The organism is Acidiphilium sp. PA, from assembly GCF_026191915.1.
In the GTDB taxonomy this organism is placed as follows: Bacteria; Pseudomonadota; Alphaproteobacteria; order Acetobacterales; family Acetobacteraceae; genus Acidiphilium.
Map to the genome: position 1 here is coordinate 186,293 of NZ_JAIMBY010000001.1, position 14,278 is coordinate 200,570.

At 67.4% G+C, this 14,278-nt stretch carries 10 protein-coding genes; 3 read left to right on the top strand and 7 right to left on the bottom strand.

Annotated elements, in window-relative coordinates; genetic code table 11:
- Positions 1 to 2 precede the first annotated feature (2 nt).
- Positions 3 to 227 (top strand): dodecin, encoded by a 225-nt coding sequence (locus tag AruPA_RS00885; RefSeq protein ID WP_265634250.1) that lies wholly within the window; start codon positions 3 to 5, stop codon positions 225 to 227.
- A gap of 164 nt (positions 228 to 391) precedes the next feature.
- On the top strand, positions 392 to 604 hold the full coding sequence (locus tag AruPA_RS00890) for a DUF2934 domain-containing protein (RefSeq protein ID WP_265634251.1): 213 nt from the start codon (positions 392 to 394) through the stop codon (positions 602 to 604).
- A 45-nt stretch (positions 605 to 649) separates the two neighbouring features.
- Here the strand turns inward: AruPA_RS00890 and AruPA_RS00895 are convergent, their stop codons facing one another.
- The 5 genes from AruPA_RS00895 to AruPA_RS00915 form a co-directional block, all read right to left on the bottom strand.
- Positions 650 to 1,423 carry a ferredoxin--NADP reductase gene (locus AruPA_RS00895; protein WP_265634253.1) on the bottom strand — a complete coding sequence of 258 codons (774 nt, stop codon included), beginning with the start codon at positions 1,421 to 1,423 and terminating at the stop codon, positions 650 to 652.
- A 143-nt stretch (positions 1,424 to 1,566) separates the two neighbouring features.
- A complete protein-coding gene (gene pbpC / locus AruPA_RS00900) occupies positions 1,567 to 3,528 on the bottom strand; it encodes a penicillin-binding protein 1C (protein ID WP_265634255.1) in 1,962 nt (653 codons plus the stop codon).
- Positions 3,509 to 9,046: an alpha-2-macroglobulin gene (locus AruPA_RS00905; RefSeq protein ID WP_265634257.1), complete on the bottom strand. Its 5,538-nt coding sequence runs from the start codon at positions 9,044 to 9,046 to the stop codon at positions 3,509 to 3,511. Before AruPA_RS00905 ends, pbpC begins: the two co-directional genes overlap by 20 nt.
- Positions 9,047 to 9,245: 199 nt before the next feature.
- Positions 9,246 to 9,746, bottom strand: coding sequence for a DUF302 domain-containing protein (locus AruPA_RS00910; protein WP_265634259.1), 501 nt, complete (start codon positions 9,744 to 9,746; stop codon positions 9,246 to 9,248).
- A gap of 62 nt (positions 9,747 to 9,808) precedes the next feature.
- Positions 9,809 to 10,837: an A/G-specific adenine glycosylase gene (locus AruPA_RS00915; RefSeq protein WP_265634261.1), complete on the bottom strand. Its 1,029-nt coding sequence runs from the start codon at positions 10,835 to 10,837 to the stop codon at positions 9,809 to 9,811.
- An 11-nt stretch (positions 10,838 to 10,848) separates the two neighbouring features.
- Between AruPA_RS00915 and AruPA_RS00920 the strand changes: the two genes are divergently transcribed.
- Entirely contained in the window at positions 10,849 to 11,331 is a 483-nt protein-coding gene (locus tag AruPA_RS00920) for a DUF721 domain-containing protein (protein WP_265634263.1), read from the top strand.
- Here the strand turns inward: AruPA_RS00920 and polA are convergent, their stop codons facing one another.
- Complete coding sequence (gene polA / locus AruPA_RS00925) at positions 11,332 to 14,064, bottom strand: DNA polymerase I (protein ID WP_265634265.1); 2,733 nt, start codon at positions 14,062 to 14,064, stop codon at positions 11,332 to 11,334.
- The gene (locus AruPA_RS00930) at positions 14,061 to 14,255 is read right to left on the bottom strand and encodes a zinc-finger domain-containing protein (protein ID WP_265634267.1); all 195 of its coding nucleotides are present in this window, start codon (positions 14,253 to 14,255) and stop codon (positions 14,061 to 14,063) included. Before AruPA_RS00930 ends, polA begins: the two co-directional genes overlap by 4 nt.
- Positions 14,256 to 14,278: the final 23 nt, after the last annotated feature.

Genomic DNA, 14,278 nt, shown 5'->3' on the forward strand with positions numbered 1-14,278 from the left:
GGATGGACAATCACACGTATCGGCTGGTGGAGTTGGTTGGGTCTTCACCGACCAGTATTGAGGATGCGATTCAAACCGCGCTGACCAAGGCGCACGAGACTTTGCGCCACATACATTGGTTTCAGGTGATCGAGACGCGGGGCCATGTCGAGGGCGGCAGGGTTGCGCATTACCAAGTCACGCTGAAGGCTGGCTTCACGCTTGAGGACGATGGCAAAAGCGCGTAAGCGCACCGATAATCCAATCTGATGTCGTAACGAAACCATGATCTTGATACGGTATTCCGGCACCGCACCGGATGACCGCGAATTCACCGTTCGGCCCGATTGAGCCGGTCCAGGCGCCTTGCCATGTCCATCGTACACGGCAGTCAATCAGGAGGGAATCCGCCATGTCCGACCAGAAACACGAAGAAAAGGTCAGAGAGCTGGCCTACAAACTATGGGAAGAGGCCGGCAAACCCGCCGATCGCGATGACGAGTTCTGGCATCAGGCCCATGCCCAGATCCCGCACCCGCCAGAGGCCCCGGAACCATCGGGCAGCGAAGAGCCGGCCTCGTCCAAATCGCCGCTCACCGCCAAGGTCCCCGCCGGTCAGGCGTAACCTGACCGCACGGCAAGCGGGCCCGGCGGCGCGCTTGCCGTGCCGTCATTTCTCGACAAATGCTTTTTCGATGACGTATTCGCCAGGGTGCGACGAGTTTCCTTCGTTGAACCCGCCCGCCTCGAGCAGCGCCGTCATGTCGGAAAGGAACGCCGGGCTGCCGCACAGCATCACGCGATCGCTCCCGGGCGAAAGCGGTGGCAAGTTGTAGCTCGGGTCGAACCCGTCGCGCATCAGCGTGGTGATCCGCCCGTTGTGACGGAACGGCTCACGCGTCACGGTCGGGTAATACAGCAATTGCGCGCGTACCATGTCGCCGATGAATTCGTTCTGCGGCAGCGTGCTGGTGATATAGGTCTCATAGGCCAGCTCCGAGACATGCCGGCAGCCATGCACCAAAATGATCTGTTCGAACCGCTCATAAATATCCGGCTCACGGATAATGCTCATGAACGGCGCCAGCCCCGTCCCGGTCCCCAGCAGATACAGCCGCGCACCCGGCCGCAGATTATCGGCCACGAGCGTTCCGGTCGGCTTGCGCCCGACCAGCACGGTATCGCCGGGCTTGACGTGCTGCAACTGCGAGGTGAGCGGGCCGGACGGCACCTTGATGCTGAAAAACTCCAGATGATCCTCATACGTCGCACTCGCCATCGAATAGGCGCGCATCAGCTTCCGCCCGCCGACATCGAGCCCGATCATCGTGAACTGCCCGGCCACGAACCGGAACGACGGATCGCGCGTCACCGTGAAGCTGAACAGCCGATCAGTCCAATGATGCACATCGGTGACGGTTTCGGTATTATGGCTGGCACTCATCAGGCTCGCTCCGCGCATCGTTCGGGTCAGGATCAGTCGGTGGTCGTAGAAAAACTGTCAGTCCTTTGCAACACTGGTCCCTCACATGGCGATCCCCGGCAACCTGACCAGCGGCAGGTCAGCCCTGCATCAACCTTGGCGCCTCACCGTACGTGGACGGTCCGGGTAATCGTCCGCCCGGTCGCATCCATGATCGTGAGCCGATAGAACCCCGGCCCCGGCGGCTGCCATTCGGTGCTGCGCAGCGCCGGGATCGACGCGATCACCCGATCATCGACCATGAACCGCAGCGGCCGCACCCCGCCCATCGCCCGCAAATCCACCGGATCGCCCGCCGGCAGAACCAGTTTCGGCGCCGGCGCGAGCAGCGTGAACGGCAACGCCGGCTTCGCCGCCGTCAGCACGAGCGGTGTGCGCGATCGTGGCAGCGCCAACGGGGCCGCCGGCAGAAACCCGAACACATCCGCCAGCACCGGCAACGCGGCCAGCGCGAACTGCCCCGCCAGCGCCCCGCCGTCCGGCGCGCCGATCCACACACCCACCACCGCGTCCCGATCGTAGCCGAACGCCCAATTATCCCGATTCCCCGCACTGGTGCCGGTTTTCCACGCAATTCCCGCCGGCCCGCCACCCGGAAACGGCCGCGTCAGAATCCCGGTGATTTCCTGCGCGATCGCCGGTGACAGCAGCAGCCGCCGCCGCCGCGCCTCACCCGCCAGCACATGCAATCGCTCGACCCGCCCATCCGTCGCAAGCGCGGCATACAGCGCCATCAGCCGCCGCATCGTAATCCCCGCACCCCCCAGCGCCAACGGCAACGAGGGTGCCGCCCCGCGCGGCAGCGCAAGCGGCACCCCGGCCGCCGCGAGCGCCGCGGCAAAATGCTGCGGCCCATACGCCCGCATCAACGCCACCGCCGGCAGATTGAGCGAGCGGCGCAGCGCGGTCGTCGCGGTCACCGCCCCCTTGAACCGCCCGGTGTAGTCATCCGGCGCATACCCGCCGAACCGACCGGGCAGATCGGTCAGCACCCCATGCGGCCGGGCCAGCCCATCGGCGAAAGCAAGCCCATATAAAAACGGCTTGAGCGCCGACCCCGGCGACCGCACCGCCCGCGTCAGATCGACAAAGCCGGCCCGCCGCGCGTCGCCCCAGTCCCCGGCATAAACCGCCCGGATCGCCCTGCTCCGCGCATCCACCACCATGATCGCAAGGCTCTCATGCGGCCCCAGCCCGCGCATCACCCCAAGCGCGAACCGCGCGATCGCGGCATCGAGCGGCCCATCGATCGTGGTGCGCGCCCCGGCCGGCAAATGCACCGTCACCTGCGGCGCCAGCACCAGAAACCGATGCCGCCGCCGCGGCACCGCACGCGCCTCGGCATGGCGCAGCGCCGCGCCTGAAATCACCCCCGCCGCCGCGGCCGCCGCGAGCACCCGGTTGCGCGCCGCCATCGCCGCACGCGGATGCACTGCTGGGTCGAGTGCTGCCGGCCGCCGGCACAGCGCAACCAGCAAAGCCGCCTCCGCCGGGCTCAACCGCCGCGGACCATGGCCGAACCACGCGTGCGACGCCGCCTCCACCCCGACCAGATTGCCCCCGAACGGCGCGAGCGAGAGCCACATGCCCAGGATCGCCGCCTTGCTGTAATGCTCGTTCAACGCCAGCGCATGAAACGCCTCATCGAGCTTCACCGCCAGCGTGCGCGGCGCCGGATGCAGCAGCCGCGTCACCTGCATGGTCAGCGTCGATGCGCCCGAAACCACATGCCCCGCCGCCAGCAATTGCGCGCTCGCCCGCAGGATCGACAGCGGATCGACCCCCGGGTCAAGATAGAAATGCCGATCCTCGACCGCAATCACCATCCGCGCCAGCAACGGATCGACCGTCGCCGCATCGCTCGGCAATTTCCACTCGCCCCGCGCATCCTCGAACGTCGCAATCACATGACCATGCCGGCCGAAACTCTGCCGGCTCTGCACAACCAGGCGCGACAGTCCGGGCGGGCGAAACCACGCCAGCCCAAAGATCAGCCCGATCGCAACAACACCAGCAAGCCCAACCGCCCCAAGCCGGCGCCGCATCTCAGGGCCGCGGCGCGGCATCGCGCTTGAGCACGGCCATCCGCCGCTCGGTCTGATCGATCAGGCAGGCCACCCCCTTCGCCGTCCGCATCGCCACCGCCTGCCGCCCGCACGCGGCCCGCTTGTCGATGATCCATTGCGACTCCCCAACCCGCAGCAACGCCTGCTCGCCCGGCGGCAGGGTCCGCATCAACGCGTCATATTGCCTCGCCAATGCGGCATTCGCGGCCTTGAGCTTCGGCGACCCACCACCCCCCGGCGCTGCCCCGGATTTCTGCGCTGCCCCCGCTTTCGGCGTCACCACCGGCTTCGGCGCCGCCTGCCCCGGCGCCAGCACCGTCACGCTGCCCCCCGCCGTCCGGCCGAACACCATCGGGTGAACCATATCCGACAGCGTCACCCCCGGCAGCGTGAAATGCCCCGGCGTCACCGCCCGCACCATCACGGCGACGCGGAATTCCCGATCCACCCCATTGTCCTCGCCGAAATAATTGGAATCGGGCGGCGCCAGATCGAACGCGGCCTCATAGCGATCATCCGAAGCCGCCCGCACGCGCGGATGGCTGAGCCGGCCCAGCCAGTCCAGCGCACTGCCGCTCACCGCCCCGCTCGCAATATTGCCCGCAAGCTCCCACCCCGCCGGCAGACCGGCATCGACCACGGCCCGATGCGGCGCGGAATCGACCGCCCGGCCGCTGATCACCATGATGAAACTGGTGTTCTGCGCCAGCACCGCCGGGTCGAGCGCGGTGCCGTCCAGCGCATAGAACCGCCGCGTCACGACCATGCCGTGCCGCACCGCCGCCGGTGCCCGATCCGGCACGCCAGTCGTCGCAACACTCACCGCCAGCGCCGTCGTCGCCCGATTGACAATCGCCGCCGGCCCCACCAACGCCTCGCTGACCGCCTTGTCCGCCTTGATCGCGCGGCCACCGATCGTGAAATCCATCGGCGGCGGCGGCGCGCCGAGCACCCCATCGGCAAAACACGCCCAGGCCAGTTCCTGCGCGCTCAAATCCGCGACATCGATCCCCTGCCCCGGCAGATCCGCCCGCAACGCCGCAAGCCGGCCGTGCAGCAACCCGGTCTGCGCCACCACCGCAGGCACCGCCCAGGCATCGCGCAACGGCGACCCGAACGCCTGGTTCCAATCCTGATCCAGAAAATACCAATCCCCGGTCAAGCGGTTATGCATCGACAGTGCCGCATCCAGCGCATGCCGCGCCGCCCCCGGCTCGCCGATCTCATCCAGCGCCGCGCCTAGCTGCGCGCGTGCCAGCGGCATGTGCAACCCATCGAGCCCCTCGCCCAGCTGGCGGATCACCCCCGCCGGCGGCCGCCCCGCCAGGCCCAGCACATAGGCCGCATAAACCTGCGAGACCGCGCTGCCCTCCCCGTGCACCACCTCGTCATGCAACCACGCCAACGCCTGATCGATCTGCGCCTCCGGCACATACGCCCCCGCCTTGCGCGCGCGCAGCAAAAACTCCGTCGCATACGCGCTCAGCCACGGCTCACTGGTATCCTGCGACGACCACAGCCCGAACGCCCCATCGAACCGCTGCAAATCCAGCACCTGCTCCACCGCCCGCGCCAGCCGCGCCTGCGGCTCCGGCCCCGCGACCGGCCCATGCAGCACCGTCAGCGGCAGACCCCGGCTCACGCTCTGTGCCAGAAACGGCAGGTGGTTCGCCGCCAGCGCCTGCATATACTCCGCCGGATCGAACGGCAGCGTATTACCGAACGTGATGGTCGCGCGCACCGAGCCCGGATAAAACCCGGCGTCGTTCACCCCGATCGTCGCCCGCGCCCCCGGCCTGACCGTCGCGGTCATCAACCGGCTCACCGCCGCGCGGGCGGAGTGCACACTCATCGTCCAATGCCGGTCCAGCGTATAATGCGCGCCGCGCAACGCCAGATCGATCCGCCCGGTGCCCTCCGCCTGCGCCGCATCCAGCCCGAACCGCACCACCTGGCGCGCACCCGGCTTCAGATCGATCGTCGCGCGCGCCGCCCCCGCCAGGCGCAACGGCCCGGATACGCTGAGCCGCGCGGTGAAACTGCCATCCGGCAAATCCAGGTTCTGCAGCATCAACCCGGCATCCGCACTGTCCCCCGGTGCCAGAAAGCGCGGCAGCAGCGCATCGGCAATCACCCGGTTGCGCACAATGATATCGCTGTTCGCCGCACCCACCGCCGTCCTGGTCCAGGCCACCGCCATCAGCCTGATCTGGCCGTTGAACGAGGGTATATGCAGCGTGACATGCGCAATCCCATCCGCCCCCGCCTGCACCGGCCCTGCGAACAACGAAACGATGCGCTGCGGAACAGGCTTGTTCGCCGGTCCGAAATTGGCCCCCGCGCCGTTCTTCAGCACCGCCGGCTGGCCGGAGGGCGGCAGGATCAGCCCGGCGTAATCATCCAGCACGCTCACCCCCAACCGGCGCTGGCCGAAAAAATGCCCGAGCGGATCAGGGTCGGCGAAATCGGTCAGCTGCAAGATCCCCTCATCCACCGCCGCCAGCGTCACATACGCCCCCGGCCGCGCGCGGACATCGAACGTCACATCCCGCCCCGGCCGATACAGCGGCTTCACCGGAATCGACACATCGATCCGCCGCCGCCCCGGCTTCACGCCAATCCAGGTCAGCCCGATCGCCCGCCCCGGCTGATGCGTCGCATCGCCCTTCCGAAACGCCTCGACCATCGCATACGCACCCGCCCCCCACCGCCGCCTGACCGCGATGTTCAGCGTCGTCCCGCCCTGCGGCAGGGTGAAGTTCCGCGTCGAAATCACATCGTTATTGGCCATCACCAGCGTCGCCGGCCCCGCGAACGGCGCGCTCACATGAACCTGCGCGGTATCGCCCACCGCGTAATCGCGCGCACCGGATGAAACCGTCACCCGCTGCGGCGCCGCCGGATTGGCCGAGGTCGCCCAGCCCGAATAAAACACCACCGAGCTTGCCGCGAACCCGCCCTTCGCCTGCACCACCCGCAGCCGATACCGCCCCCAACCCAGCACCGGCGCGCTGAAATGCGTCGGCTTGCCCGGTTGCAACGTCACAGTCACCGTCTCCACCGGCCGATTCACATGGCTGATCGACCAGCGCGCCACCGAGCCGTTGTAATAAATGTTCCACTCGGTGTCCTGGCGCACCAGGCTCACCGTCACCGGCATCGCCACCGCCGCCCCCGCCGGATCGACCGCGGCAATCTCGAACCCCGGCGCCACCTTGTTGCCCACCGTATCATCGGCGAAATCCGGCTTGATCCCGATCAAAGGCGCCGCCGGCGTCACCGGCAGCGTGATCGTCTTGGTCACCGCCCGGCCGGAGGGATCATCGATGCTCACACGCAGCTTCGCCGCAATCGCATGGGTGGTGTCCGGCGGATTGGTCAGATCGATCCGCACGCTCGTATTGCCATGCGGCCCGGTCGCTGCCAGTTGCACATGGCTCAGCGGCGACTCGAACATCTCGCCCTGCAAGCCGAACCGATACCCCGCCCATTGCGCAAACGGCGTCGCCGCCGTCACCAGCCGCACCGTCGCCGTCCCGCTCAGGGCCGAACCCGGCGCACCATATAAAAACCGCACATTGACCGGCCAATGATCGCGCTTGCCCGCCACCAGCGGCTTCGGCTGCCCGAGCGAAACCTTCAGCTTCGCCGGCACGAACGCCGCAACCGTGAAATGCCGCTCCGCCAGCGCCGGCTTGTTGGTCCCCATCGCCAGGCTGACCGACCAGTTCCCCGCCTGCGCAGCCCCCGGCAGCACAACCGGCAGCGTCACCGCATCATCATCCTGCCGCGCCAACACCCGATCGAGGTAAACCTGCCCGGCCGGCCGCCGCACGATCACGTGCAACGGCAAATCGAGCGGCGTCTCCCGATCGGTCCGATACAGCGCCATGACATGCACGGTCTCGCCCGGCCGATAAATCCCCCGATCCAGCCACAAGAACGGATCGATCCGATGCGCCACCGGCCGCCCCGAAATCCCCCGATCGGACAAATCGAGCGGCGATCCCCTCAAATCGAACACCGTGAAATCACCATCCGGCGCGGTGATATGCAAAGCAACCGGCGCCTGCCCGCCGCTGCCCGCCAGCAGCGGCGCCGCAAAAGTCGCGAACCCGTCACCATCCGTCGTCGCCGTCGCCAGAATCGAATTATCCGATGCGATCAACGCAATCTTCACGCCGCTCTGCGGCTGTGCCGCGGTAAAATTGCGGATCTGCACATGCAGCCCGTTCCAACCGCGCCAGAGCACCGGCGCCAGATCGGTCCGCAGCACCAGCTGCACCGCATGCAACGCATAATCGCTCTTCTGCCCCGCCCCCGGCCGCAGCTCGATCGCATAAAGACCCGGCCCGGTCATAACCTTGGGCAATTTCAGCACCGAGCGGATCAACCGGTTCGAAACGAACCCCGGCACCGCCGCCTCACCCTGCCAGACCGTCCTGCCATAATTGCCGTTCAGCGTGTTCTGATAGGAATCCGGATTGAACAGCGGATGGCTCGCGAAAAATCCGGTCAACGACCGCTCCGCCACCCGCACGATCTTCAGCCGTACCCTGTCCAGATTGACAGTGGAAACCCCCACCGCCGGCGGCGATGAGGCGGGGATCAGAAAATGCGTGACATCCGCAATCAACTGCGCCCGCCGCGCGCCGATCGCCACGCGCACCTTCATATCCTCCGGCAGGCGCGCGCCACCCTGCAACGGCATCCCGCGCAGCAGCGTCACCGTGCTGGAATGGCCGGCCGGCAGACCGGCAACACAAATCGCGCCGGCCTGCACGCTCACCGCCGCCTGTGGCTCGGGCGGCGCAAACCGCACCCAATCCCCCGCATGAAAATCCGCTGCCCGGCTCGGCTTCACCGTCAATGCAATACAGGCGCTGGTCGGAAACTGGTTGGCATGCACGGTCAACCTGGTCACCCGCACGCCATAGGTCTTGCGCGCCGCCGCCAATTTGTCCGCAATCACCCGATCATCCGGATACGCACGCTGCAACGCCGCCAGCACATCGAGCCGCGCCAACTGATTGTCCTGCAGCGACAACGCCTTGACGATCAAAAGCAGTGCCCGCTTGGCACGCACCGCATCGCCGCCGGATGTCTCGTTCTGCCGATACGCAATGAACGCCGCCGCCTCGATCGCGGCCGGATCGGGCTTGGCGATGCGCGACAGCGCCGTGGCATAATCGAGCCACAACCCCGGCTGCGCCGCATCGCCAATCGTCAACCGCCGCCGGTAAAGCGCCGCCGCGGCCGCCCAATCCTGATCATCGAACGCCTGCTTCGCCCGCCGCGCCAAATCCGCCCGATGCGCCGCAACGCCCGCGCTGTCCCCCGCCACCCGCCGATCCGCAAACGCCTGAAACCCCCGCGCATCCGCCACCAGCCCCGGCAGCAGATGCCGCAGACCAACGCCCGCCGGCGGCGCATCAGCCACCGCCGCCCGATGGTTCAGCCCCATCCCCGCAATCGCGAGGCAGAGGCCGGCAACCGACCGCAAAAACGATCGACGCACCCTGCCCATCAAATACAGCGATCCATGACGATATCCGACATAGCAGCGCCCCCGATGTTCACCCGGCAGACATAGGCAAGCCGGCTTTGCTCCCGGCGTTCGATAACAGGAGGCCGGAACCATGCCTAGCGCGCCCGCAACCAGCAGGGAAAACCCGCGCCTTACGCCAGATGGCGCCGCATCCTCGGCCGGCCCGCCCTCACAACGACCCGGACGCCCCCGCCTGCATGATGCTCATCAGAACATCATTCACCTGCTCAGCCTTGGCATGCAGCGCCGACCCTGCGGGGATCTGCGCGATCAGCGGCTTCAGATCGAGCATCACCAGCCAATACGCCCCCGCAGCGTCCTCGGTCAGCGTGATCCGGCACGGCAGATACGCCGCGAAATCGATATTCGCGGCAACCATCTCGATCGCGATCAGCGGATTGCAGAACAAAAACACCTCGGTCAGCCGCTGCGGCCGGCCCACCATCGCCTCGACCTGCTTGGACAACGGCAAATAACCAACCTGTTTCATATTGCGCAAATTCGCCCGCAGCTTCAGGCAATCGACCGCGACATCCGGGGTAATCCCCTTCTGAAGCTTCATCCGCACCACCGAGGCATCGAGCGCGGTCCCCGAATCCGCCCGCGCCGATGCCGCGGGAAGCGCGCAAAAGACCGCCGCCGAGGCGGCAATGGCCGAACGTCGTTTCATCTGCTCTCTCCAACGCCATGCAACATCCCGACCCCCATTGAAGCCAACGCAACAACCCGCGCCTAATCCAGCGCGCCCAGCCCCAGGTTCACGGCCTTGCGCATCACGCTCGGCACCGGTGCCGTCACGGCCGCGGCGATCAACCCCGCCGGCAGCACCGCAACCTCGGCCGCCATCACCCGCAACCGCAATTCGAAATGGGTGAACACATGCACCACCACCCCCGCATCCCGCCACGCCGCCGGCACCGGCGGTGGCGCATCCGGCATCGCCGCCGCCCAGGTCGTGCCCGGCAATTCCATCATACCGCCCAGCAACCCCGTGGGCGGGCGCCGGCGCAACCCGATCGCCCCATCCGCATCGCGCATCAGAAACACCGTGCCGAACCGCACCGGCCGCGCCGCCCGCGCCGCCTTGCGCGGTAAATTCGCCGCGATCCCCGCCGCATGACCGGCGCAATCCCCCCGCCACGGACAGATCAGGCACGATGGCGCGCGCGGCCCGCACAGGCTCGCCCCCAGATCGAACAACGCCTGCGCGAAATCACCCGGCGCCGCCCGCGCCGCCGCCTGCTCGCCCAGCCATGCCGCAACCCGCGCGATCTCGGCCTTGGCCGCCGGCAACGCCGTCGTCACCGCCCCGATCCGTGCCGCCACCCGTTCGACATTGCCATCGATCGGCACCACCGGCAGATCGAACGCAATCGCCCCGATCGCCGCCGCCGTATACGCGCCAATCCCCGGCAACGCCCGCAAACCATCGATCGTCGCCGGAAACCCGCCCGCCGCCACCACCGCCCGCGCACACGCAATCAAATTTCGCGCCCGCGCATAATAGCCAAGCCCCGCCCACAGGCCGAGCACATCATCATCCGGCGCCGCAGCAAGATCGGCCACGGTCGGATAGCGCTCGATAAACCGCCCGAAATACGGTATCACCGTCGCCACCACGGTCTGTTGCAGCATGATCTCGCTGAGCCAGACATGATACGGATCAGGGCGCCCGCCATCGGCGGCACGCCACGGCAACACCCGGCGATGGGTGGCATACCAACGGAGCAGAGCGGCAGCGGATGGCGGAGCAGGGTTCACGGAAACGCTCAGTGGCGGCAAAACCGCCACCTGTCGAGCCGCCACGCCACTATGCGCCGCGCGGCATCGCCTCCCTGCTCGCCCCCGTTCTACGCCCCGCCCTGCACCGCCGCGGCATGGCGCTCGCAACCCTGGTCGAAGACTGGCCGGCCATCGCCGGACCCGGCATCGCCGAACGCAGCCTGCCGGTCAAATTCGCTGGCGGCACCCTCACCCTCGCCTGCACCGGGCCGGACGCGCTCGAGCTCCAGCACCGCACGCCCGACCTGATCGCGCGGATCAACCTCGCCCTCGGCGGCGGCACCATCGCCCGCCTCCGCTTCATCGACATGCCCCGCCCACCGGCCGAACGCCCCAAATCACGCCGCCCCCCGGTCACCACGGAACCCCCGCCGCTCACCGGGCCGGATGCATTGCCGGAGGGCCCGATCGGTGAAGCCCTCGCCCGCCTGCGCCTCGCCCTGCACCGTCAAGGCCGCACAACGGGGCGCTGATCAATGCGCGTCGGACCAGTTGCCGCCGATCCCGGCTTCGACCAGCAGCGGCACCGATAACACCGCCGCCGCCTGCATGATGCCGCGCACCAGCGCCGCCGCCCGCTCCGCCTGATCGGTCACCGCCTCGAACAATAATTCGTCATGCACCTGCAACAACAACCGCACCGTCAACCCCGATGCCGCAATCGCCGCCGGCAGCCGCACCATCGCCCGCTTGATGATATCCGCCGCCCCGCCCTGCAACGGCGCATTGATCGCCTGGCGCTCGGCATAGCTCCGCCGCGCCGGATTCTTGTCGGCAATCCCCGGCACATAGCAGCGCCGGCCGAACGGCGTCACCACATAGCCATGGGTCCGCGCGAAATCCCGTGTTTCGTTCATGTAACGGCGAATCTCCGGGTAGCGCGCGAAATACGCATCGATATACCGCTTCGCCTCGCCGGTCTCGATGCTCAACTGCCGCGCGAGGCCGAACGCGGAAATACCATAAATGATCCCGAAATTGATCGCCTTGGCCCGCCGGCGCGTCGCCGCATCCATCCCCTCCATCGGCACGCCGAACACTTCGGAGGCGGTCCGCGCATGGATATCCTCGCCATTGATGAAGCTCGCCTTCAGCGCCGGAATATCCGCGACATGCGCAAGCAGCCGCAGCTCGATCTGCGAATAATCCGCCGAGATCAGCGCATGCCCCGGCGCCGCGATGAAGGCGCGGCGAATCCGCGCCCCCTCGCGCGTGCGGATCGGAATGTTCTGCAAATTCGGATCGTTCGACGACAGCCGCCCCGTCGCCGCGATCGCCTGGGCGAAATTGGTATGCACCCGCCGGTCCTCGATGTCGATTTCGGTGACCAGCGCATCGGCATAGGTCGATTTCAGCTTCTGCAGCTGCCGCCATTCCAGAATCCGCACGGGTAATTCATGCCCGGCCTCGGCCAGTTCATCGAGCACCGCCGCATCGGTGCCCCACGCGCCGGTCTTGGTGCGTTTGCCGCCCGGCAGCTTCATCTCATCGAACAGGATCTCGCCCAGCTGCTTCGGACTGCCCAGATTGAACGCATGCCCGACCATCTGTTCGATGTCGCGCTGGATCTCATCCATCCGCCGCGCGAACTCGGCGGACATCGCAACCAGATCGTCCCGATCGACCATGATGCCCGCACGTTCCATATCCAGCAGCACCGGCACCAGGCGCCGCTCCAGCGTCTCGTACAACGCCAGCGCCTTCGCCTCGCGCAGGCGCGGCCGCAGCATCCGCCACAGCCGCAGCGTGACATCGGCATCCTCGGCGGCATAGGCCGTGGCGCGCTCGATCGGCACGGCGGAAAAACTGATCCGGTTGCGCCCGGTGCCGGTCACCTCGTCATAGGCGATCGGCTTATGATCGAGGTGCAGCGCCGAGAGTTCATCCATGCCATGCCCATGCGCCCCGGCCTCGAGCGCGTAGGAAATCAGCATGGTGTCATCGATCGGCGCGGCATCCGCGAGCCCGGCACCGGCCAGCACGTGCAGGTCGAATTTCGCGTTATGAAAAATCTTGAGAATCGCTCGATCGCCGAGCACCGGTGCCAGCGCCTCCGCCACCGCCCCGCGCGGCAACTGCTCGCCTGACTCATGCCCCAGCGGAATATAGGCCGCAACGCCCGGCGCCGTCGCCAGCGAAATCCCGACCAGCCGCGTCCGCCGCGCGTTCAGATCCGTCGTCTCGGTATCGATCGCAACCAGCCCCGCCGCACGGATCGCCTCAACCCACCGCACCAGCGCCGCCGGCGTGTCGATCGTCTCATACGGACCGAAACCGACATCCTCCGTGGCCGCCACGACCGGCGCCGCCGGGGCCGCCCGCTCGTCACGGCGCCGCGCCAGCCCATCGAGCCCCAGCCGCGCCTTGATGCTCTTGAACCCCTGGGCGTCGAGAAAATCATGCAGCGCCACGTCGTCATGCGCGGCGAGCACCAGGTCTTCGATCGGCAGCGGCAGCGGCACATCGGTGCGCAACGCCACCAGCTGGCGTGAAATCCGCGCATCCTCGGCATGGGCGACCAGCGCATCGCGCCGCTTGCCCGGCTTCATCGCCCCCGAGGCGGCCGCCGCCAGAATCGCCTCGAGCGTGCCATACTCGCCGATCAGCTGCGCCGCACCCTTCGGCCCGATGCCGGCAACCCCCGGCACGTTATCGACCGAATCGCCCATCAGCGCCTGCGCATCGATCATCTGCGCCGGCGTCACGCCGAATTTCGCCATCACCTCGTCCGGCCCGATCGGCACGGATTTGATCGGGTCGAGCATCGACACGCCCGCCCCGAGCAGCTGCATCAGATCCTTGTCCGATGAAACGATCACCACCTCGCCGCCCGCCGCCTGCATCGCCGCGGCATAGCTCGCGATCAGATCATCCGCCTCGAACCCGTCGAGCTCGATCGCCGGCACCGAAAACGCCCGCGTCGCATCGCGCACCAGCGCGAATTGCGGGATCAGCTCCTCCGGCGGCTCCGGCCGCTGCGCCTTGTAGCGCGGGTCGATCGCGTTGCGGAACGTGGTCCGCCCGGCATCGAAAATCACCGCCAGATGCGTGCCGGTATGATCCTTGAGCAGCCTCGTCAGCATGTTGCAGAAGCCGAACACCGCATTCACCGGCGTGCCGTCTTCGCGGGTCATCGGCGGCAGGGCATGAAACGCGCGGAAAATGAAGCCCGAGCCGTCAACCAGAACCAGGCGCGTGCCGCTCAATGCCCGGCGCCCGGCAGCGTACCCGCCGCGAGCACGTAGTGGCGCGAACAATACGGGCAGGTCACCGCCCGGTCCTCGATTTTCAAATACACCCGCGGATGCCCGAGCGGTTCCCCGCCGCCATCGCAGGCGACCACGCGATCGTGAACCTCGAAACTCTCGCTGGCAGGCGAAACGCGCGCATCCGGCATGGAACCCCTCTTTGCTTGGCGTG

What these genes read in the sequence shown, in the direction of transcription:
- AruPA_RS00910 (WP_265634259.1), bottom strand. Translation starts at nt 9,746, where the DNA reads ATGAAACGACGTTCGGCCATTGCCGCCTCGGCGGCGGTCTTTTGCGCG.
- pbpC (WP_265634255.1), bottom strand. Translation starts at nt 3,528, where the DNA reads ATGCCGCGCCGCGGCCCTGAGATGCGGCGCCGGCTTGGGGCGGTTGGG.
- AruPA_RS00890 (WP_265634251.1), top strand. Translation starts at nt 392, where the DNA reads ATGTCCGACCAGAAACACGAAGAAAAGGTCAGAGAGCTGGCCTACAAA.
- AruPA_RS00895 (WP_265634253.1), bottom strand. Translation starts at nt 1,423, where the DNA reads ATGAGTGCCAGCCATAATACCGAAACCGTCACCGATGTGCATCATTGG.
- AruPA_RS00930 (WP_265634267.1), bottom strand. Translation starts at nt 14,255, where the DNA reads ATGCCGGATGCGCGCGTTTCGCCTGCCAGCGAGAGTTTCGAGGTTCAC.
- AruPA_RS00885 (WP_265634250.1), top strand. Translation starts at nt 3, where the DNA reads ATGGACAATCACACGTATCGGCTGGTGGAGTTGGTTGGGTCTTCACCG.